Consider the following 20,899-nt stretch of genomic DNA (forward strand, 5'->3'; position numbering starts at 1 on the left):
GACTGTGGCGGAATACATAACAAAAGGGGCTGTTGTGGCTGATATCGGGTCTGATCATGCGTATTTGCCTTGCTATTGTGTGCTGAATCGCCTGGCAAGCGCCGCGATCGCCGGAGAAATCACAGATGGTCCGTTTCTTTCTGCGAAACAGCAGGTTGAGAAACTGCAGTTAAGTTCGCTCATATCCGTCAGGAAAGGAGACGGGCTTGAAGTGATTGAAAAGGGCGAAGCCGATGTGATCACGATTGCCGGAATGGGTGGCTCGCTCATTGCTCACATTCTAAAAACGGGCAAGGATAAGCTCTCAGGTAAGGAGCGTTTGGTTTTACAGCCGAATATCCACGCTCACCATATTAGAGAGTGGCTCTACCAGGAAGGCTATGCACTGATCAATGAAGAGATCCTTGAAGAAGACGGCAAGTACTATGAGGTTCTCGTGGCTGAAGCGGGCGATCGGGATGCGGCTTACGATGGGGTTTCCTTTGCGGCAGGCATGCTTGTCGGCCCATTTTTGGTCAAAGAACAAAATGATGTTTTTATCAAAAAATGGTCGCAGGAGCTGAAACATACGGAAAACATCTATCGACAAATTGAAGCGGCTCCTCCGAGTGAAGAAAATCGACAAAAATTGCTTGAGCTGTCAGAACGGATAGAGATCTTAAAGGAGGTACTTAGAAGATGACAAAAACGATAAACGGGCATGAAATCATTCAATTGTTTGAACAGTTCTCGCCTAAGTCTTTAGCCGTTGAAGGAGATAAAATCGGCCTGCAAATCGGCACGCTGAACAAAACGGTGGCCAATGTCATGGTCACGCTTGATGTTCTCGAAGAAACGGTTGATGAAGCGATCGCAAAGAACGTTGATTTAATTATTGCGCACCATCCCCCTGTTTTCAGGCCGCTGAAACATGTCATCACAGATCAGCCCGGCGGAAGGCTGATCGAAAAGTGCATCAAGCATGATATCGCGGTTTATGCGGCTCATACGAATCTCGATGTCGCTGACGGCGGTGTCAACGACATGCTAGCGGAAGCGCTGGAATTAAAGAACACAAAAGTTCTGGTTCCAACCTATGAAGAGCCGCTGAAAAAACTTGCCGTCTATGTCCCGAAAGATTATGAAGAACAGGTACGCACAGCTCTTGGAGACGCTGGAGCCGGCCATATCGGCGCCTACAGCCACTGTGCGTTTTCTGCAGAAGGAGTCGGCAGCTTCAAGCCGCTATCTGAAGCTGATCCGTTTATCGGCAAGCGGGGCGAGCTTGAACGGGTCGAAGAGGTAAGAATCGAGACCGTTTATCCGGCGGGTATTGAAAAATCCGTGATCAAAGCGATGAGTGAGGCCCATCCGTATGAAGAAGTGGCCTTTGATATTTATCCGGTCGAGCAGAATCCGCTTCAAAAAGGGCTGGGCCGCATCGGTGAATTGAATGAAGAGATGACACTCGAAGCGTTTGCCCGATATGTGAAGGAAAAGTTGGAGGCGAACGGAGCGCGGATGGTGGGCAAGTCTGATGCGAAAGTGAAGAAGGTCGCCGTATTAGGCGGTGACGGCAACAAATACATCCATCATGCAAAACGTATGGGCGCTGATGTATATGTCACGGGAGACCTGTATTTCCATACGGCGCACGACGCCATGATGATCGGGCTGAATGTAGTTGACCCCGGCCATTATGCTGAACAAATCATGAAAAACGGGGTTGCAAAAAAGCTGACAGCGATGTGCCGGGAGAAAAAATTTGATGTCTCGGTCTTTCCATCGGATACGAATACGAATCCGTTTACGTTTGTATAAAAAACAAAACCTGAAGCTATTAGCGCTTCAGGTTTTTGCTTTTACTTTAGGCAAGATTTTATGCAGCGGTACTTCGTGACTGATCTTCCATGTGGACGGATCTTCATGATCGAATTGCTCTAAAAAGCGGATGACTTCCTTTGTAATCGGGGTCGGTGTCGATGCGCCGGCCGTTACAGCGACGGTTTCTACGCCGTCAAGCCATTCCAGCTTTAATTCGCTTAAATCACCGATCCGGTATGCTTTCGTGCCCGCGATTTCTTCGGAGACCTGGGCGAGGCGGTTTGAGTTATTGCTTTTCGGATCGCCGACAACGATCGTCAAATCGGCTTTTTTCGCTTGTTTGGACACCGCTTCCTGACGCACTTGGGTGGCCAGGCAAATCTCCTGGTGGAATTCAACATCCGGATATTTTTCTTTTACCTTTTCCATAATATCGTGGACATCCCATTGGGACATCGTCGTTTGGTTCGTGACAATCAGTTTCTCCGCTTCAATGTCCAGCCTTTCCACATCTTCTTCGGTTTCAACAAGATGAACGATATCCGGGGCGACGCCGACCGCTCCTTCAGGCTCCGGGTGTCCTTTTTTTCCGATGTAGATGACGTGATAGCCTTCGGCTTTCATTTTCCGGATTAAATCGTGTGTTTTTGTCACATCAGGGCAGGTGGCGTCAATCGCGACAAGACCTTTATCCTCAGCTATTTTGCGGACTTCGGGCGAAACGCCGTGAGCGGTGAAGATCACCGTTCCTTTGTCGACCTGATTCAAAATCTCGAGCCTATTCGGGCCGTCAAGCGTATAAATGCCCTCTTTTTCAAATGCGTCTGTGACATGTTTATTGTGAACGATCATTCCTAAAATATAAATAGGTCTCGGCAGACTTTTATCGAGAGCCGCGTTTTTTGCGATGACCATGGCGTCGACGACACCGTAGCAATAGCCGCGCGGCGATATTTTAATTACGTTCATTCTTAGTCCTCCTATAAAGAAGTAAGAGCCGGGCATGATAAAAAGCCGTAAAAAACGGCTTATTTTTGCAGTCTCTATAGACCTCATTATATCTGATCCCGCAGGAGATATCAAAGAATGTTATATATACAGTTTAGGTTTAGATCCTCCGGTTTTTCTTTTTGCAGACGGAGGGGCTGAACGGCTCTGTTTTTTTCTGATTTCTTCGGGTTTGGATTTTTCGGGTTTTTTGGATGACACTTTAATTTCTTCTTTCTTTTCGCCGCTCGTTTCGGTCTTGTGTTCCGGTTCGTCTTTTTGTTGTTCGCCGTCTTCTGCTTCCGTATCATCGGAATTCAGCTGTCTGAACATTTTCACCATTCCGGGGAGATTGCGGACGAGCGGTCCGTATTGCTGAATCATCGGTGTTACTTGCTGGGCTACGCCGAGCGCTTTTTGAACATTGCCGAGCATATTTGAAATGGTAGACGGATTGGCCAGACCCTGAATGCCTCCAAGGCCGCTTCCGGTTCCGCCGAGACCCGCTCCTGTTCCCCCGGATGCGGCAGATCCGGGAAGAAATTTCGAGAGCAACCCCTGAATCCCTCCTCCTCGCGCGCCTGCTTGCTGCTGGGCGGCGCCCATTGGCTGAAACATCTGCTGCAGGCCACGCTGCTGCGCTTGAGGGGGCTGCATTCCCATCCCCGGATGTCTCGGCATCAAGGCTCTGCCGGGCCTTTGCGGCGCCTGCGGTCTTGGCTGATTTCTCATCGGCTGTTGCTGAAACATACTTGTACCTCCTTTCAAAATCCTTCTCTTGATAGGGTATGCACCAACGGTGGCAAAGTGCCTTTGTCCGCCGGCCCGATTAGGGCGGGGGTGATGGTTTTTTTCTGCAGGATCAGTTATAATTTAATGATGGACATGATATCAGCCTTTTTTTTAGCAGTGCGGCATAAAAAAGGATACATAAGCGCACAATTCAGCCATATAGGATAAAGCTTGGAGCGCCGGAATAACGGCTTTCCAAGAAGGAGTTGGGAAAATGAAACAAACGAAATTTGAAATGTACGATTTAAAGCCGTTTATTATAGAGGCTGTTCACCACTTGGGATTTTATGAGCCGACTGATATTCAAAAGCGGTTAATCCCTGCGGCGCTGAAAGGGGAGAGCGCGATCGGGCAGTCGCAGACAGGTACGGGAAAAACGCACGCCTATCTGCTCCCGCTTTTAAGCAGGATCGATCCTGAAAAGGAGTTCGTTCAAGTCGTGATTACGGCTCCGACAAGGGAGCTGGCCAACCAGATTCATCAGGAAGTTCTGAAAATCACCAAGTTTTTAGGGCCTGATGAAGCGATTCGTTCGAAATGTTTCATCGGCGGTACCGATAAACAAAAATCGATTGACAAATTAAAAACGCAGCCCCATCTGGTGGTAGGTACGCCGGGGCGAATTGCAGACCTGATCAGGGAGCAGGCGCTCGATGTTCATAAAGCCGGTTCGTTCGTTATTGACGAGGCGGACTTAATGCTTGATATGGGATTTTTGGAAGATGTCGATTTTATCGGGTCGCATATGCCGGAAGGCTTGCAGATGCTTGTATTTTCCGCAACGATTCCCGAAAAATTAAAGCCTTTCCTGAAAAAATACATGGCCAATCCGAGGTATGCACATGTTGAGCCGAAGCACATCACGGCTGAAAAAATCGAACACGTGCTGATACCTTCCAGGCACAGGGATAAAAATGAGCTGCTGCTCGAGGTCATGACCCATTTAAATCCGTATTTGGCGATTGTTTTCGCCAATACAAAAACAACGGCCGACGAGATCGCCGCTTATCTGACGGACAAAGGGATGAAAGTCGGACTTCTGCACGGGGGGCTTACGCCGCGGGAACGAAAAAAAGTGATGAAGCAAATCGGCGATCTGGAATTCACCTATATCATAGCCACTGATTTGGCTGCAAGGGGAATCGATATTAAAGGCGTCAGCCATGTCATTAACTATGAACTGCCTGATGATCTTGACTTTTACGTTCACCGCGTCGGCCGTACAGCGCGCGCCGGAACATCCGGAACAGCGATGACGTTTTATGATACATCTGATGAAGATGCACTTGTGAAGCTTGAACAGATGGGGATCGTGTTTGAAAACATGAGGATTGAAAAAGGCGAGTGGAAAAAGATCGATGACCGCAAGCGCCGTCAGAACCGAAAAAGAACGCCTGATGAAACGGATGAGGTCGCCAAGCGGCTTGTGAAAAAACCGAGAAAAGTCAAGCCTGGATATAAGAAGAAAATGCAGACGGAAATCCAAAAAATAAAAAGACAGCAAAAAAGAAAGCAATTTAGAAAAGGAAAGTAGGGGAAACAGTTTTGTTGAAAATCGGTTCACACGTCTCAATGAGCGGAAAACATATGCTGCTTGCGGCCAGTCAGGAGGCAAGCTCCTACGGCGCCAATACATTTATGATCTATACGGGAGCGCCGCAGAACACGCGCAGGAAAAAAATCGAGGATTTGAATATTGAAGCGGGAAGGGCTCACATGGAAGAGAACGGCATCTCTGATATCGTCGTTCATGCCCCGTATATTATCAATATTGCCAATACAACGAATCCGGCCACATTTGAGCTCGGTGTCGAGTTCTTGCGTTCTGAAATTGAAAGGACGTCGGCAATCGGCGCCAGACAAATCGTTCTTCACCCGGGAGCTCATGTAGGCGCAGGCGCAGAAACGGGCATTCAAAAAATCATCGAAGGATTGAACGAGGTCATCGACCCGAATCAGAATGTGCAGATCGCTTTGGAAACGATGGCCGGGAAAGGTTCAGAATGCGGGCGGACGTTTGAGGAGCTTGCACAGATCATCGACGGCGTTACACACAACGAGCATTTATCCGTCTGCTTCGATACATGCCATACCCATGACGCGGGTTACGATGTAGTATCCGACTTTGACGGTGTCTTAAACGAATTCGATAAAATTGTCGGAATCGACCGTTTAAAAGTGCTTCATATTAATGACAGCAAGAATGTCAGAGGTGCGAGAAAGGACCGCCACGAAAACATCGGATTCGGAGAAATCGGTTTTGATGCGCTCCAATACATCGTTCACCACGATCAGCTGAAAGATATTCCGAAAATCCTTGAAACGCCTTATGTAGGAGAAGATAAAAAGAACAAAAAGCCGCCTTACCGGTTTGAAATTGAAATGCTCAAAAATAAACAGTTTGATGAAGAGCTGCTTGAAAAAATCAAGCAGCAATAAAAAAGGGGGGCACACCAGCTCCCCTTTTATGATACGTATTGAGCAAACAGCTGGTTCAATAGCTGCACCGCTTCTTTTGAAGTGACCGCTTCCACTTGCTTGAGCAGTTTATTGCGTTCTTCTTCATTAAAAATATTGATGTTTTTTCCTTTCACAAGCTTTTCCACTTCAAGCGCCTGTTTTCTTGTTACTTGAATTCCGTATTGTTTAGCGTACTTCAGCACCTCGTCAGCCGTGACCTGATTTAAACGCTGCAGCACGATCTTTTGAAATAAAATCACGTCCATTCCTCCCCTCTGAACTAATGTATGGCGTAAAATTAAAAATGTGTCATTTTTTTATTTCAGTCTGTTAAATGATATGATAGTGATAAGGAACGGTTTGGCCAGTTTGTGAAAAGGAGAGACAGAATGGCAAAGACTCAAAAACAGCATAAAAAAGAATCAGCGGTCAAAAAAGCGTTTAGGATCGTCATGATTCTTATCGGGGCTGCCTGTGCTGCCGCCAGCATCGAATTATTTCTAGTGCCGAATAACATCATCGACGGGGGCATTATCGGCATTTCATTAATATTGGACTACCTCTTTAAAGATAACCCGTATATCAACTTCGCTCTGCTCGTCGTCGTTCTCAACATCCCGTTTATGTTTTCAGGCTACAAACACATCGGAAAAACGTTCTTAATTTCAACACTAATCGGAATCGTCAGCTTGTCAATTATTGAAACACTGTTGCATCATGTAGAAGGGGTTACGACTCAGCCCGTCCTGGCAGCCGTATTCGGCGGTCTTCTGCTCGGATTCGGCGTAGGGCTTGTTATTCGTAACGGCGGTTCTATGGATGGAACTGAGATACTCGGCATTTTGCTTACGAAAAAGCTGCCGTTTTCTGTCGGCGAATTTGTCATGTTCGTCAATGTCTTTATTTTTGCATGGGCGAGCTTTGTGTTTGGCCTTGAGCAGGCTATGTTTTCGGTTATGACATATTATATTGCGATGAAGACGATTGATGCCGTCATTCAAGGGCTTGAAGAGACGAAAGCGGTCATCATCGTTTCAGATCAATACGAGGAGATTTCCGATTCGCTGCTGCATCGCCTCGGCCGGGGAACGACCAAGCTCAAAGGGAAAGGCGGCTATTCCGACGAGGACACAGAAGTGATTTATGCCGTTGTGACCAGGCTTGAAGTGACGAAGCTGAAATCGATTGTCTTCGATATTGATCACAATGCTTTTATAACGATTATGGACACGCACGAAACGCGCGGAGGAAAGTTTAAAAACGCCATCCATTAGGCTTTCATTTACTTTTTTAAAGTTTATATGTATAATTTAAAGATGAACTGGTCAATCGTGAAAATGGCTTGCTGCTTTTCGGCTGCCATTTTCTTTTTGTGCGATAAATCGTAATGATTCTGGAGAATTTGAAGGTGAACGAATTGAAACAACCTATTATTGAAATGAAGCATGTATCATATTCCTATGATCATCGCAATGTGATAGAAGATATAAATTTGCAAATTGAAGAAGGGACTTTTCTCGGCCTGGTTGGTCCAAACGGATCGGGAAAGACGACATTGCTGAAATGCATTTTGGGGCTGATTAAGCCGCAGACAGGCGAACTTAAACTGTTTGGCGTTCCTCTCAGAAAATTTAAGGACTGGAGCAAAATCGGCTTCGTATCCCAAAAAGCAAACAGCTTTAACACCGGTTTTCCCGCTTCCGTTTATGAAGTGGTGGCAAGCGGTTTAACCGCAAAGCTCGGCTTATTCAGACGCATGTCCAAAGCCGATAAGCAGAAGGTGGATGAAGCGATCGAAGCTGTCGGCATCACGTCCCTGAAAGACAGAAACATCGGCGAGCTTTCGGGAGGACAGCAGCAGAGAACTTTCATCGCGAGAGCGCTGGTGAGCGAACCGAAGCTGCTCATTCTTGACGAGCCGACGGTTGGAGTCGATCAAAAAACAGTTGAAGGGTTTTACAAGCTGCTGGAGAAATTGAATCATGAAAAAGGCATTACGCTCATTCTTGTCACCCATGATGTCGGCACGGTTTCCGATAAAGTCACACACGTTGCCTGCATGAATAAGCATCTTCATTTTCACGGCAATACAGAAGAGTTTGAGTCCATGACAGATCAAGACTTGTCTCAATTTTACGGGCATGATGTTCAAGCCATCAGCCACAATCACCATCATCATGGAGGACACGAATAATGCTGACACCTTTTTTTCATTATGAGTTTTTGCAAAACGCTTTTATTTCAGGAATATTAATCGGCCTCATCGCGCCCTTGCTCGGCGTATTCATCGTTGTCAGGCGGCTGTCGCTGATCGCAGATGCGCTCAGCCACGTCTCTTTAGCCGGCATAGCAGCGAGCCTGTATGCAGGCAAACAGTTTGCAGTGCTCGCAGGAGTCAGCCCGATCTATTTCGGAATGGCGTTTTCCGTTGCCGGCTCTTTAATCATCGAGAGGCTGAGAACGGTTTATAAACATTACCAGGAGCTGGCGATCCCGATTATCATGTCGGGGGGAATCGGCATTTCCGTTATTTTTATTTCGCTTGCGGACGGATTCAATACGGATCTGTTCAGCTATTTATTCGGCAGCGTCAGCGCTGTTTCACGGGAAGACATGCTGGTGATCGTCGGCATTTCCGCAGCCGTTTTGATCGTGGTGTTTTCCCTTTTTAAAGAGCTGTTTCTTCTGTCGTTTGATGAAGAGCATGCAAAAGCTTCAGGGATTTCCGCAAAGTGGATTCATTTTATTTTTATTTTGATCGTTGCGCTTGTTATCGCCGCCTCAATGAGAATCGTCGGTACGCTTCTCGTTTCAGCGCTGATGACGCTCCCTGTCGCTGCGAGCATGCGCATTGCCAAAGGATTTAAGCAGGCGATTTTCTTATCGATCCTGTTCGGTGAACTTTCCGTCATCGTCGGCCTTGTGCTTGCCTATCATCTCGATCTTGCACCGGGGGGAACGATCGTGATGCTGTCGATCTTTATCCTGATACTGTGCATCAGTTATAATAAAGTCAAAAGGAGGATTCGCCGTGAACGTACAGGAAGCGCTTGATTTACTGAAGGAAAAAGGATATAAATATACAAGCAAACGGGAGGATATGCTTCAGCTGTTTAGTGATTCAGATAAATATTTAACGGCGAAAAATGTCCTTTCCGCTTTAAATGATGATTATCCGGGGCTAAGCTTTGATACAATCTACAGGAATTTGTCGCTGTTTGAAGAACTCGGCATTTTGGAAACGACTGAGCTTTCCGGTGAAAAGCTGTTCCGTTTTAAATGTTCTTCTGCTCACCACCACCACCATTTTATTTGCATGGTGTGCGGCAAAACGAAAGAAATTGAGCTATGTCCGATGGAAAAGCTGACAGACGATCTTGACGGCTATCAGATCAGCGGCCATAAGTTTGAAATTTACGGAACCTGCCCGCGCTGTGAAGAAGAAAGCACGGAAGCGCAGTAAAGGGAGCGGCATATGGCGGTTAAAGCCATATGCCTTTTTTTAACGCAAAAAGCATGTAAGATAAAACCTCTTACATGCTTTTTGCGGCTTTAAGCGTTTTCTCGTTCTTTTTCAGCCATTCGGCGGCTTCAAGCCAGCTGTCGACTCTGACGATGTTTGAATCGGTCGGAAGCTGATTGTACGGCGTATTAAACAACAGAACAGGAATGCCTGCTTCTTTTGCGATCATGGTTGCATTCCCGTGGTGGTCTTCAAAGAAAACATCGATCTCATGTCTGAAGACGGCTTCCAATTTATCGTGACCGCCGACAAGTTCTATATGGTCATAATGAATGTCGCGTTTCTCGAACCAGTCATAGGTGATATCCTCCAGGTGATGTCTTCTTGCTGTAATATATATCAGCTTATGCTGCTTTTTCAGCTCATCCAGCGTCTGTTTGGCATATTGAGCCAGCAATGCTTCCTGATAGATGCGGGGCTCGTTTTCGTTCATCCATTTCCAAAAATCTTCTTGAGATATATTCAGCAGCTTTGTCAGGTCATATTCCTTAATATCTTCCAATGTAATGGAGAGGCTGAACGACTCGTTCAAATAGGGAACAAAAGTATCCTGGGCAGTGATCGTTCCATCAATATCGATTCCTAAATGTAACATGTCCACACTCCTTATCATCCATTCCTCCAGTGTATCATAATCTTTTAACATTTACAGTAAAGTTTAGCAAACATGAATCGGGCTAAAATGCTTAAACTATAAATGCTCCTGGATTAAAGAGGGGGGATATCGAATGGAAAGAGATCAAAATGTTCGCGATCGTAACCGAGCAGGTTATGATGCTGACTTAGTCGATGCGACTTTAGATAATGATGAATTTTTAGAAGAAACAGCAGCAGAAGTTGCCCCGACCTATCGTACGGATAACGGGGACAACGGCGAAGCGCGTAACGATGCCGATGCTGCCGGCGGACGTGTAACCGGATATATTGCGCTTGCGCTTTCGATTATTTCCTTGTTTATGCTTCCAGTGCTGTTAGGAATTGCAGGGATCATTGTCGGTTATATAGCCAGAAGACAAGGAGCAGCTGGCTTAGGAGCATGGGCAATGGGTATCGGTGCAGTTTCCTTGGTGCTTGGCATATTCATCACCCCGTTTTTCTAACGGAAAAAGCTTGACGGATATCCGTCAAGCTTTCAGCTTGTCGACAAAGTCACAAAAAAGTGGCTTGATCGACAAGCTTTTTTTGTTAAAATGTGTGTGGAATCTAATTTTTGGAGGTTTTACCATGTTGACCAAACACTCTAAAGATCAGCGTGAACAGCTTGAAGTCGTTGCCTTAAGTGAGCTTGTACCTGAAGACCATTTGGTCAGGAAGATGGAAGAAGCCATTGATTTTTCATTTATTTATCAAAAAGTTGCCCCTCTTTATTCTTCAAAAGGGCGTCCAAGTATTGATCCTGTTGTACTGATTAAAATGGTGCTCATTCAATACGTGTTTGGTCATCGCTCCATGCGCGAAACCATTAAGCGAATCGAAACTGATGTAGCCTATCGCTGGTTTATTGGATATGGATTCTCTGAAAAAATCCCTCACTTTTCAACCTTCAGTAAAAACTATGAACGTCGCTTTCATGACACAGACCTATTTGAAACAATCTTCTATAGGATTTTACGTCAGGCCATGGATCTCGGCCTCGTCGATCCTTCGGTTGCCTTCATCGACAGCACACATGTCAAAGCGAATGCCAATAAGAAAAAGTTTGTGAAAAAGATCGTAAGAAAAGAAACAAGAGCTTATCAGGAACAGTTAGATCAAGAAATTAATGCCGATCGCGAAGCCAACGGCAAAAAGCCCTTAAAGCCCAGGCAATGCTCAGAAGAACGAGAAATAAAAGAAAGTACAACAGATCCTGAGAGCGGCTATTTTGTAAAGGGTGAACGGGAACGCCTTTTTGCTTATGGTTTTCATACAGCTTGTGACCGGAACGGATTTGTGCTGGGGACGGTTGTTGAGCCTGCCAATATTCATGACAGCCAAGTGTTCACGACCCTGTTTCAACAAGTGAAAGAGCGCGTCGCCAAGCCTCATACGGTCGCAGTTGATGCCGGATACAAAACACCGGTTATCGCAAAATTTCTTCATGAAGAAAACGTTCGCCCTGTTATGCCTTACACGCGTCCGCAAACCAAAAAAGGATTCATGAGAAAACACGAGTATGTTTACGATGAATTTTATGATGTCTATATCTGCCCGCAAGACCATATTCTCTCCTATCGCACAACCAATCGGCAAGGTTATCGAGAGTATGCTTCAGATCCAAATCGATGTAAACAATGTCCATTACTACATACGTGTACAGAAAGTAGAGATCATCGAAAGATGATTCACAGACATATCTGGCAGGATCATTTAGACGAAGCTGATCATCTTCGGCATACGGAAGAGAATAAACAAATCTATGCCAAACGTAAAGAGACGATCGAACGAGTTTTTGCCGATTTAAAACATAAGCATGGCTTGCGCTGGACAACCTTACGGGGAAAGAAAAAATTGTCCATGCAGGCGATGCTTGTTTTCGCTGCCATGAATCTGAAAAAGCTGGCGAATTGGACCTGGAAAGGTCCTAACCGCCAGCCTTCTGATCGAAATAATAGAATAAAATGGACAAAAACAGGTCGGATTTTTAAAATCCGACCTGTTTTGTCAACGGTCTGAAAGCTTGACGGATATCCGTCAAGCTTTTTTTTATTATGTGTTTAATTTTTCTTTTTCTGCCGCTTGTTTGGCATAATGCTCTTCGGCGAGCTTGTCGATTTCCTTTTTCAATTCCTCGACCATCGTTTCTTCAGGCACTTTCCGGACGATTTCGCCTTTGCGGAACAGAAGTCCTTCGCCGCGTGCGCCGGCGATCCCGATATCGGCTTCGCGCGCTTCTCCGGGACCGTTGACGGCACAGCCGAGAACGGCAACTTTGATCGGCGCCTTGATTTTCGCGATGTAATCTTCGACTTCATTGGCAATGCTGATCAAATCGATTTCGATCCGGCCGCAAGTCGGGCAGGAAATCAATGTTGCCGCATTGGAAGCGAGCCCGAAAGATTTCAGGAGCTCCCTGGCGACTTTTACTTCTTCGACCGGGTCCGCGCTTAAAGAAATCCGCAATGTATTGCCGATTCCTTTTGAAAGGATCGCGCCGAGACCCGCGGCGCTTTTCACTGTACCGGCAAACAGCGTTCCCGATTCGGTGATGCCTAAATGAAGCGGATAATCGAAAGCTTTAGCCGCTTTTTCATATGCCTCAATCGCCAGGTTTACATCAGACGCCTTCATGCTGACGATGATATCGTGGAAATCGAGATCCTCAAGAATTTTAATGTGGTGCAGGGCGCTTTCGACCATGCCGTCTGCTGTCGGATAGCCGTACTTCTCAAGGATTCGTTTTTCCAGAGAGCCTGCATTGACGCCGATCCGGATCGGAATGCCCTTTTCCTTCGCTGCGTTGACGACCGCTTCAACCTTTTCGCGGCGGCCGATGTTACCCGGATTGATGCGGATTTTATCGGCTCCGCCTTCGATCGCTTTTAATGCCAATTTATAGTTGAAATGAATATCCACGACAAGAGGGATGGATATCCGCTTTTTGATCTCTGGAATGGCGTCGGCAGCCCGTTCATCAGGACAGGCGACGCGGACGATTTGACATCCTGCTTCCGCGAGTCTGTTGATTTCGGCGACGGTTGCTTCAACGTCATGTGTTTTCGTTGTTGTCATGCTTTGAATGACGACTTCGTTATTGCCGCCTATTGTTAAAGGTCCCACTTTAACGGGACGCGTTTTTGTACGATGTGTGATTTCACTCACTTGAATTCGCTCCTTAAGTATAATTCGGAGGCGGTTGCTCCTTTTCTTATACCAAATCGTTTACAAGTCTTATTGTAACAGCCCGTTCATGAAACTGACAAGAAATTAACGCTTAATCAGGATAAACGGGAAACTTGTAGGTGACACCTGCTTGAATGCGGCCCGCCTCAACATTCGGATTCAACTCTTCAAAATCTTCGGCTATTTTGTCAGCCGGAACGGCGCTGTTCCCGATGATTGAAAATACCGTTTGTCCGGGCTTTACCGTAACGGACTTATATTGCAGGCTTGCAGCCGGAGCTTCCGCTGCCATGGTTGAAGCCGGTAAGGCGTTTTGAGGGATGGTGCCTGATTTCAAGTCATAATAAACAATGAACAGGGCGAGCAAAATCGAAAACAGCACAATGACACGTTTCATCTGATTTGTCCCCATTTCGTGCATTTTTTATTATGTTACGCTTGTCCCTCTTCCAACATGACAACAAATTTGCTCCTGCCCGCTTTACCTCGCTGCTTTAGAAGCCGGCGTTTCTTTAATGGCGAGAAACAGCATGATAAAGTTCACAAACCAGTTCAGGAGGAACTGACTTGGAACCACCGCCTCCAGCGCGTCCATAATTGCAAAAAACACGGTTGCGAGGGTGATGGAATAAGCAGACATTACCCAAAGCTGCTTATAGGAGAGCATTTTCTTCTGCCCGTTGCGAATGATCAGCCCGATGACGGCGAGAACCGAGACATCAATGAATTTTCCGGCTGCCGTCGCCAGGAACAGCAGAACGCACAAGACGGGAACAATCACCGCTTTATTTTGATCAACTAAAGAAAGAATATCATCCTTAGACATGTCCTCGGGAAGCATTGTGTACGGCATTTCCTGGACTTGGCCGTCAATGGCGATGACGAACTTATCTTTCAGGATGCCGACGGAATTGCGTTTGTCTTCGATCTGTTTTGTTTCATAAGAGCCGCTCGGATCAAAAACGATGACAAATCCGAATGACTGTGATTCAATCGCTTTCTTTGCATCTGTTTGCAGTGTGCCGTCTTTTATGGAGAAAGCGGGGAATTCTTTCACAGCTGACTGAAAGCTGTTCATCGTATTCACCACTCCGCTGCTGATATGGTAAAGGTTCGGGAGAGCGGCGATCACGCTGAGCAAAAATACGTATAAAATCGTTTTTCCTATGCCTTGGAAACGCATTTTCCCAATAGCTTGAGGGGAATATGTACTTTTAAAAAATCGCTGAAATAAATTCATTCGGTTTTCACTTCCTATTTCTATAATGTATCTGCATTATTGTATCGTCACAAAAGGACGAATACAAGAAAACTTATCGATCAACAGGCGCTCTGGAAGTTTCCTTTCAGAAAAATGGGTATAATATGAAGCATCACAATCGATTGGAGGGATTCGGATGGATGTTTTGTATTGGATCATCATTGCGGCAATGTTCGTCATTGCTTTCATCGGCCTTGTCTATCCCATTATTCCGAGCGTCGTTTTCATCGTAGCCGGCTTTGTTCTATACGGATTTTTATTTACATTCGGGCATTACTCCTACCTATTTTGGATCATTGAAGGCATTTTTACAGCCGTATTGTTTGCCGCCGACTATATTACAAATCTCCTCGGCATTAAGCGCTTTGGCGGCAGCAGGGCAGCGATATGGGGCAGCACGATCGGCCTTCTGGCCGGACCGTTTGTGATACCGGTGGCGGGCATTATTTTGGGTCCGTTTATCGGGGCCTTGGCGGGTGAGGTGATTGTCCATCAGAAGGATTTAAAAACGGCGGCCAGAATCGGAATCGGTTCATTGATCGGGTTTATTTCAGGCGTTTTTGCGAAAAGCGTGATTCAGCTGATAATGATCGGCTACTTTTTATATACTGTGCTCTAAAATTTTCCCCTGCATGTTTAAAAAGAAGGGGAAAAGGATAAAGTTTAGTGAGCGCTTGAAATGCATTTGTGATCATTTTGTGAGCATTTCCATTGAAACAAGCCTTTTCTTTTGATAAATTGAAAGAGGAAAGGCTTGCTAAAGGCGGCATTTCAATACATACAATATTAAGGAGGAATTGATAATGGCTTACAAACTTCCAGAATTACCTTATGCTTACGATGCGTTAGAACCTCACATCGACAAAGAGACGATGAATATTCACCATACGAAGCACCATAACACATATGTTACAAAATTGAACGAAGCGGTGGCAGGCAAACAGGATCTTGAAAGCAAATCTGTTGAAGAGCTTGTTGCAAACCTTGATGCAGTACCGGAAAACATCCGTACAGCTGTCCGCAACAATGGCGGAGGGCATGCCAACCACTCATTGTTCTGGAAACTTCTTTCTCCAAACGGAGGAGGCGCTCCAACTGGTGAATTGGCAGAAGCCATCAACAGCAAATTCGGCAGCTTCGATCAATTCAAAGAAGACTTTGCGGCTGCAGCAGCAGGCCGTTTCGGCTCCGGCTGGGCATGGCTTGTTGTCAATAACGGAGAGCTTGAAATCACAAGCACGCCAAACCAAGATTCTCCTCTTTCAGAAGGCAAGACTCCTATCTTAGGTCTTGATGTATGGGAGCACGCATACTACCTGAATTATCAAAACCGCCGTCCAGATTACATTAAAGCATTCTGGAACGTCGTTAACTGGGATGAAGTTGCACGCCTTTACAGCGAAGCAAAATAATCCAGCTTGAGAAAAGAGGCCCGCGAGAAGCGGGCCTTTTTATGTTGTCCGCGAAGCGGAGCGTCTGCTGAAAGACCGGCGAAAAGCCGGTCTGTTTGTTTTTCGTTTCTTTTGCTCTGAAGTACATAACTGACTTTTGATGAGACAGACTAATGGTGATCAGTAAAGGGGAGTCAGTTATGAGCAGAATCAAAAACATAATAGGCGATGTGGAATTAAACAGGGACCTCCTGCTGCTGCTTGCAGTCGGCGGCCTTTATTCTCTTAGCATTGCCCTTTCCAATACGTTTGTGAATGTATATCTGTGGAAGCAGTCCGGACAGTTTGTCGATTTGGCCATTTATAATTTGTCGATCGTCGTGATGCAGCCGATTATCTTTATGTTCGCCGGCCGCCTTGCCAAAAAAATCGACAGGGTTTTTATACTCAGGTTTGGCGTTTCGTTTTTAGCTGTATTTTATTTAACAGTGCTGTTGGCGGGGGAAAATGCGGGATCACGGCTGGTGCTGCTCGGAAGTGTGCTCGGAATTGGCTACGGATTTTATTGGCTTGCGTTTAATGTCCTGACATTTGAAATCACTGAGCCGGACACGAGAGATTTTTTTAACGGGTTCCTCGGCATTTTAAATTCCGGCGCGGGAATGATCGGTCCGATTGTTGCCGGCTATGTCATTTCAAGGCTTGCCGACAACACGGGATACACGGTGATTTTCAGCCTGTCCTTGGCTTTATTTTCAGTGGCCGTCATTACGAGCTTTTTTTTAAAAAGGCGTGAATCGCGCGGCCGCTACATTTTGAAAAAAATCTGGACGGAACGAAATTCAGACCCGAATTGGCGCAGCATTACAAATGCTCATTTTTTTCAGGGGCTGAGAGAAGGGATTTTCGTTTTTTTAATCAATGTCTTTGTCTTTATCACGACAAAGAGCGAGTTGGCATTGGGGAAGTTCGGCTTGATTAATTCAGCTGTTTCTTTTTTTGCATACTATTTCGCAACGCGGCTTATTAAAAAGGGAGCGCGCAAAAAGGCGATTTTAATGGGCGGTCTCGTCCTGTTCGGCGCTCTCTTTCTGATTTTGTTTCATATGACGTATGTGACGCTTTTGCTGTATGCTGTTGCGATTGCGATCGGCTATCCGATTTTGCTCGTACCGTATTCATCGCTCACATATGATGTGATCGGTAAAGCGAGGTATGCCCGGAAAGCGCGGATCGAATACATTGTCGTCAGAGAAGTTTTTTTAAACATCGGACGGATTGTCTCGATTTTGGTTTTTTTGCTGCTCGTGTCGCTTCTGAAGGAGGACTTGGGCATTCCGGTTTCTCTCGTTTTGCTGGGGGCAGGCCACACGCTGATCTACTATTTCGTCAAAGATATCCGTCTGACAGAGCCCGCCCGCGAAACGGTCGGAAAAGATGCGCATAAACAAACAGCTGAACCGAATTATTTAGAAGGAAAAAGGTAAGCCCCAAGGGAAAATAGTAGAAAAATGCTGAAAAAAACTTTACAATATATTTGGCACCTTTTCATAAGGTGTCTTTTCTTTATTTCAAAAAGGTGATGCTAATGATGAACAAAAAAATGAAAAATGAAAAACGCAAATCGCTCCCCATCAGGTTGAACATATTGTTCCTTCTCGCTTTTATTATTTTCACCATCGTCGTCGTGCGCCTCGGCATGGTGCAGATCGTCTTTGGCGAAGACTATACGAACGAAGTGCAGAAGCAGGAAGAAGTCGATGTCTCGACAAGCGTTCCGCGGGGGAAAATATATGACCGGAACTTGAATACGATCGTGAAAAATAAACCGATGAATGCCATTACATACACAAGGACATCATCGACCTCTCAGGAGGACAGGCTCAAAATAGCAAAAAAACTTGCAGAAATGATCAAAATCGATACAGATAAAATAACGGAGCGCGATAAAAAGGACTACTGGATTTTAACGCGCCCGAAAGAAGCCGAGAAGCTCATCACCGATGAGGACCGGAAAAAAGTCAAGGACGGCAAGCTGAAGGAAGACGATTTATACCAGCTGCAGCTTGACAGGATCACGGAAGATAAACTGAATGAATTGACAGATCAAGATTTGAAAGTCTTGGCAATCAAGCGTCAGATGGATTCTGGATACGCGCTGACTCCGCAGTATATTAAAAACAAAGGTGTAACTGCAAAAGAAATGGCGGTTGTCAGCGAACACCTGGACGAGCTCCCGGGAGTCGATGTGACGTCTGATTGGAAGCGGGATTATCCTTATAACGGTCTGCTCAGAACGATGATCGGCAGCATATCCGATTCAAATGAAGGGCTTCCGAAAAGCCTGCTTGATCATTATTTGTCGCTCGGCTACAACCGGAATGACCGCGTCGGAAAAAGCTACCTCGAAGCCGAATATGAAAATGTGCTTCAGGGACAGAAAGAGAAAGTGAAAAATATTACCAATAAATCAGGGGATATCGTCGATACGGAAGTCATTTCCGAGGGGAAAAGCGGAAAGGATTTAGTCTTGACGATTGATGTTGATATGCAAAAAGCGATTGAAAAAATTGTCGAGGATGAACTGAAGTCTGCCAAAGCCAAGCATAGCGCTCCGCTTCTCGACCGCGCATTCGTCGTTATGATGGATCCGCGAAACGGGGAAGTGTTATCGATTGCCGGCAAACAGCTTAAAAACGAAAGCGGCAAATTAAAGGTTGACGACTATGCGCTCGGCGCGATGACGTCTTCTTATGCGATGGGCTCGGCTGTCAAAGGGGCCACCGTTTTAACAGGTCTGCAGACGGGAGCCATTAATTTAAATACGACTTTTCTTGATGAACCGCTCTATATCGGAAAAGGAAAACCGAAAAAATCTTGGGCGAGCAACTTGGGAACACTGGGTATCCAGGGAGCTCTTGAAAAGTCTTCAAACGTGTTCATGTTTAAAACGGCGATCGCCCTTGGTAAAGGCCAATATAAGGCGCATCAGCCGCTCGACCTTCAAACAAAAGCATTTGATACATTCAGGTATTATTTCAGCCAGTTCGGCCTCGGCGTCAAAACCGGAATCGATCTGCCAAATGAAGCTTCAGGCTACAAAGGATCTCAAAGACTGCCCGGTTTCCTGCTTGACTTTTCCATCGGACAGTATGACACATACACACCGCTGCAGCTGGCTCAGTACGTGTCAACGATTGCCAATGGGGGATACCGCATGAAGCCGCAGCTTGTGAAAGAGATCAGAGAGCCCGATTCGAAAAAAGGAATCGGAGCCGTTACACAGTCTGTGCAGCCTGAAGTATTGAACAAAGTGGACATGAGCGATGAATATATAAAAGAAGTCCAGAAAGGATTCAGGCGCGTAATGACAAAAGGTACGGCAGCGGGACAGTTTGCCTCTGCTTCATATAAACCAGCTGGAAAAACAGGAACGGCCCAGTCTTTCTATGACGGACCGGACAAATCGAAAACGGGAACATCGACATACAATACAACGCTTGTTGCCTACGCACCTTACGATAATCCGGAAGTCGCTATTTCCGTCGTCGTTCCTTGGGTTTATAATGACTATGGCCAGAGATATTCGATCACAAACGAAATCGGCCGAAAAGTGCTTGATAAGTATTTTGAACTGAAATCAAAACAATCAAAAGAAAATACTGTCGAAAAAAATAAAGACAAAATCGAAAAAGAAGCTACAGAATAGGACTTTTTCATTAAAACACCTGCATTGAACCATGCAGGTGTTTTTTTGTGCGCCCGTTCCTTTCGTCCGCATTCTATACAAAGTTCAAGCTTATTTTACAAAACCTTAATAATTCATTTAAACAAGATTAATATTGAAAAGTTACGCTATACCCGTAGGACAAATTACACATTTACGCGGGAGGATTAAGAAGTGAAACCATTTAAAAAAATCACACTGATGTTCATCATGTCCGTTTTAGTTGTCTTCGCAGCAGCTTGTGGAAGCAGCAGTACAAACAACAATGCAGACGAAGGCAAACAAAGCGATAAAACAGAGAATAAGGCTTCAGGTTCTTTGACGATTTCGGGTTCTTCGGCGATGCAGCCTCTTGTCTTAGCAGCGGCTGAAAAATTCATGGATGAAAATCCTGATGCCGATATTCAAGTTCAGGCTGGAGGTTCTGGTACAGGCCTTTCCCAAGTGGCTGAAGGCACAGTCCAAATCGGAAACTCCGATGTCTTTGCCGAAGAAAAAGAAGGCATTCCTGCCAAAGAACTTACCGATCATCAAGTTGCGGTTGTCGGAATGGCAGCTGCCGTTAACCCTGAAGTAGGCATCGATGACATTTCGTTAGAAGATCTCAAAAAGGTATTCACAGGTAAAATCAAAAACTGGAAAGAACTAGGCGGGAAAGATCAAAAGATCACCCTTGTCAACCGTCCTGATTCTTCAGGAACCCGCGCGACTTTTGTCAAATATGCACTTGATGGAGAGACTCCAGCTGAAGGAATCACGGAAGATTCTTCAAACACAGTGAAAAAGTTAATCGCTGAAACGCCTGGTGCAATCGGATATCTTGCGTTCTCGTATATCAAGGATGATACTGTCACTCCGCTTTCAATCGACGGCGTTAAGCCGACAGCCGAAAATGTACAAAAAGGCAAATTCCCGATCTGGGCTTACCAGCATTCTTATACGAAAGGCGAACCTGAAGGCTTGGCGAAAGAATTCCTCGACTATTTGATGAGCGATGACATTCAAAAATCCATCGTGACGGAGCAGGGCTACATTCCAGTAACAGACATGGAAGTAAAACGCGACGCGGATGGAAAGCAAACTGATAAATAATGACAATAGAAGGCGGGAAAGTGTGCTCCTGACACTTTCCC

Annotated in this window: 22 protein-coding genes; 15 read left to right on the forward strand and 7 right to left on the reverse strand. The window is 45.7% G+C overall.

All coding sequences use genetic code 11. From position 1 onward, the window contains the following. Positions 1 to 34 precede the first annotated feature (34 nt). Both ACVC9U_RS05810 and ACVC9U_RS05815 read left to right on the forward strand, forming a co-directional pair. Positions 35 to 682 carry a tRNA (adenine(22)-N(1))-methyltransferase gene (locus tag ACVC9U_RS05810; protein WP_025804967.1) on the forward strand — a complete coding sequence of 216 codons (648 nt, stop codon included), beginning with the start codon at positions 35 to 37 and terminating at the stop codon, positions 680 to 682. Beyond that, entirely contained in the window at positions 679 to 1,800 is a 1,122-nt protein-coding gene (locus ACVC9U_RS05815; protein WP_003183574.1) for a Nif3-like dinuclear metal center hexameric protein, read from the forward strand. The genes ACVC9U_RS05810 and ACVC9U_RS05815 overlap by 4 nt, the downstream gene beginning before the upstream one ends. A gap of 27 nt (positions 1,801 to 1,827) precedes the next feature. Here the strand turns inward: ACVC9U_RS05815 and ACVC9U_RS05820 are convergent, their stop codons facing one another. Together ACVC9U_RS05820 and vrrA are read right to left on the reverse strand one after the other, a co-directional pair. Continuing rightward, the gene (locus ACVC9U_RS05820) at positions 1,828 to 2,772 is read right to left on the reverse strand and encodes a 4-hydroxy-3-methylbut-2-enyl diphosphate reductase (protein ID WP_044822588.1); all 945 of its coding nucleotides are present in this window, start codon (positions 2,770 to 2,772) and stop codon (positions 1,828 to 1,830) included. A 120-nt stretch (positions 2,773 to 2,892) separates the two neighbouring features. Continuing rightward, positions 2,893 to 3,540 carry a VrrA/YqfQ family protein gene (gene vrrA / locus ACVC9U_RS05825; RefSeq protein WP_003183571.1) on the reverse strand — a complete coding sequence of 216 codons (648 nt, stop codon included), beginning with the start codon at positions 3,538 to 3,540 and terminating at the stop codon, positions 2,893 to 2,895. Positions 3,541 to 3,796: 256 nt separating this feature from the next. Here vrrA and ACVC9U_RS05830 point away from each other — a divergent pair, with 256 nt between their 5' ends. After that, positions 3,797 to 5,116, forward strand: a complete 1,320-nt coding sequence (locus tag ACVC9U_RS05830; RefSeq protein WP_009327877.1) for a DEAD/DEAH box helicase — start codon at positions 3,797 to 3,799, stop codon at positions 5,114 to 5,116. Between the two features lie 11 nt (positions 5,117 to 5,127). Then, entirely contained in the window at positions 5,128 to 6,021 is an 894-nt protein-coding gene (locus tag ACVC9U_RS05835) for a deoxyribonuclease IV (RefSeq protein WP_003183567.1), read from the forward strand. Between the two features lie 26 nt (positions 6,022 to 6,047). Here the strand turns inward: ACVC9U_RS05835 and ACVC9U_RS05840 are convergent, their stop codons facing one another. After that, positions 6,048 to 6,302 carry a DUF2624 domain-containing protein gene (locus ACVC9U_RS05840; protein ID WP_009327878.1) on the reverse strand — a complete coding sequence of 85 codons (255 nt, stop codon included), beginning with the start codon at positions 6,300 to 6,302 and terminating at the stop codon, positions 6,048 to 6,050. Positions 6,303 to 6,431: 129 nt separating this feature from the next. Here ACVC9U_RS05840 and ACVC9U_RS05845 point away from each other — a divergent pair, with 129 nt between their 5' ends. From ACVC9U_RS05845 to zur, 4 genes are all read left to right on the forward strand, one after another. Continuing rightward, positions 6,432 to 7,316: a YitT family protein gene (locus ACVC9U_RS05845; RefSeq protein ID WP_003183563.1), complete on the forward strand. Its 885-nt coding sequence runs from the start codon at positions 6,432 to 6,434 to the stop codon at positions 7,314 to 7,316. Between the two features lie 164 nt (positions 7,317 to 7,480). Then, positions 7,481 to 8,236, forward strand: coding sequence for a metal ABC transporter ATP-binding protein (locus tag ACVC9U_RS05850; protein WP_371268609.1), 756 nt, complete (start codon positions 7,481 to 7,483; stop codon positions 8,234 to 8,236). Next, positions 8,236 to 9,096: a metal ABC transporter permease gene (locus ACVC9U_RS05855; RefSeq protein ID WP_009327880.1), complete on the forward strand. Its 861-nt coding sequence runs from the start codon at positions 8,236 to 8,238 to the stop codon at positions 9,094 to 9,096. Before ACVC9U_RS05850 ends, ACVC9U_RS05855 begins: the two co-directional genes overlap by 1 nt. Next, on the forward strand, positions 9,074 to 9,505 hold the full coding sequence (gene zur / locus ACVC9U_RS05860; RefSeq protein WP_003183555.1) for a zinc uptake transcriptional repressor Zur: 432 nt from the start codon (positions 9,074 to 9,076) through the stop codon (positions 9,503 to 9,505). The genes ACVC9U_RS05855 and zur overlap by 23 nt, the downstream gene beginning before the upstream one ends. A 70-nt stretch (positions 9,506 to 9,575) precedes the next feature. Here the strand turns inward: zur and ACVC9U_RS05865 are convergent, their stop codons facing one another. After that, on the reverse strand, positions 9,576 to 10,160 hold the full coding sequence (locus ACVC9U_RS05865; protein WP_009327882.1) for a 5' nucleotidase, NT5C type: 585 nt from the start codon (positions 10,158 to 10,160) through the stop codon (positions 9,576 to 9,578). Positions 10,161 to 10,293: 133 nt separating this feature from the next. Between ACVC9U_RS05865 and ACVC9U_RS05870 the strand changes: the two genes are divergently transcribed. Together ACVC9U_RS05870 and ACVC9U_RS05875 are read left to right on the forward strand one after the other, a co-directional pair. Next, complete coding sequence (locus tag ACVC9U_RS05870; RefSeq protein WP_003183551.1) at positions 10,294 to 10,665, forward strand: hypothetical protein; 372 nt, start codon at positions 10,294 to 10,296, stop codon at positions 10,663 to 10,665. A 124-nt stretch (positions 10,666 to 10,789) separates the two neighbouring features. Continuing rightward, complete coding sequence (locus ACVC9U_RS05875) at positions 10,790 to 12,220, forward strand: IS1182 family transposase (RefSeq protein ID WP_016886315.1); 1,431 nt, start codon at positions 10,790 to 10,792, stop codon at positions 12,218 to 12,220. A gap of 33 nt (positions 12,221 to 12,253) precedes the next feature. Here the strand turns inward: ACVC9U_RS05875 and ispG are convergent, their stop codons facing one another. The 3 genes from ispG to ACVC9U_RS05890 form a co-directional block, all read right to left on the reverse strand. Then, the gene (ispG, locus tag ACVC9U_RS05880; protein ID WP_085959519.1) at positions 12,254 to 13,372 is read right to left on the reverse strand and encodes a flavodoxin-dependent (E)-4-hydroxy-3-methylbut-2-enyl-diphosphate synthase; all 1,119 of its coding nucleotides are present in this window, start codon (positions 13,370 to 13,372) and stop codon (positions 12,254 to 12,256) included. A 106-nt stretch (positions 13,373 to 13,478) separates the two neighbouring features. Continuing rightward, complete coding sequence (locus ACVC9U_RS05885; RefSeq protein WP_003183547.1) at positions 13,479 to 13,784, reverse strand: LysM peptidoglycan-binding domain-containing protein; 306 nt, start codon at positions 13,782 to 13,784, stop codon at positions 13,479 to 13,481. An 84-nt stretch (positions 13,785 to 13,868) separates the two neighbouring features. After that, positions 13,869 to 14,627, reverse strand: a complete 759-nt coding sequence (locus ACVC9U_RS05890) for a DUF1189 domain-containing protein (protein ID WP_003183545.1) — start codon at positions 14,625 to 14,627, stop codon at positions 13,869 to 13,871. A gap of 157 nt (positions 14,628 to 14,784) precedes the next feature. Here ACVC9U_RS05890 and ACVC9U_RS05895 point away from each other — a divergent pair, with 157 nt between their 5' ends. The 5 genes from ACVC9U_RS05895 (at position 14,785) to ACVC9U_RS05915 (ending at position 20,858) form a co-directional block, all read left to right on the forward strand. Further along, the gene (locus ACVC9U_RS05895; RefSeq protein WP_009327884.1) at positions 14,785 to 15,267 is read left to right on the forward strand and encodes a DUF456 domain-containing protein; all 483 of its coding nucleotides are present in this window, start codon (positions 14,785 to 14,787) and stop codon (positions 15,265 to 15,267) included. 184 nt (positions 15,268 to 15,451) lie between these two features. After that, positions 15,452 to 16,060, forward strand: a complete 609-nt coding sequence (gene sodA / locus ACVC9U_RS05900) for a superoxide dismutase SodA (protein WP_003183541.1) — start codon at positions 15,452 to 15,454, stop codon at positions 16,058 to 16,060. A 179-nt stretch (positions 16,061 to 16,239) separates the two neighbouring features. Further along, positions 16,240 to 17,526: an MFS transporter gene (locus ACVC9U_RS05905; protein WP_003183539.1), complete on the forward strand. Its 1,287-nt coding sequence runs from the start codon at positions 16,240 to 16,242 to the stop codon at positions 17,524 to 17,526. A 101-nt stretch (positions 17,527 to 17,627) separates the two neighbouring features. Further along, entirely contained in the window at positions 17,628 to 19,748 is a 2,121-nt protein-coding gene (locus tag ACVC9U_RS05910) for a peptidoglycan D,D-transpeptidase FtsI family protein (RefSeq protein WP_003183537.1), read from the forward strand. A 192-nt stretch (positions 19,749 to 19,940) separates the two neighbouring features. Continuing rightward, positions 19,941 to 20,858, forward strand: a complete 918-nt coding sequence (locus tag ACVC9U_RS05915; RefSeq protein ID WP_003183534.1) for a phosphate ABC transporter substrate-binding protein — start codon at positions 19,941 to 19,943, stop codon at positions 20,856 to 20,858. Positions 20,859 to 20,899: the final 41 nt, after the last annotated feature.

It is taken from the genome of Bacillus sp. GM2, assembly GCF_056155945.1.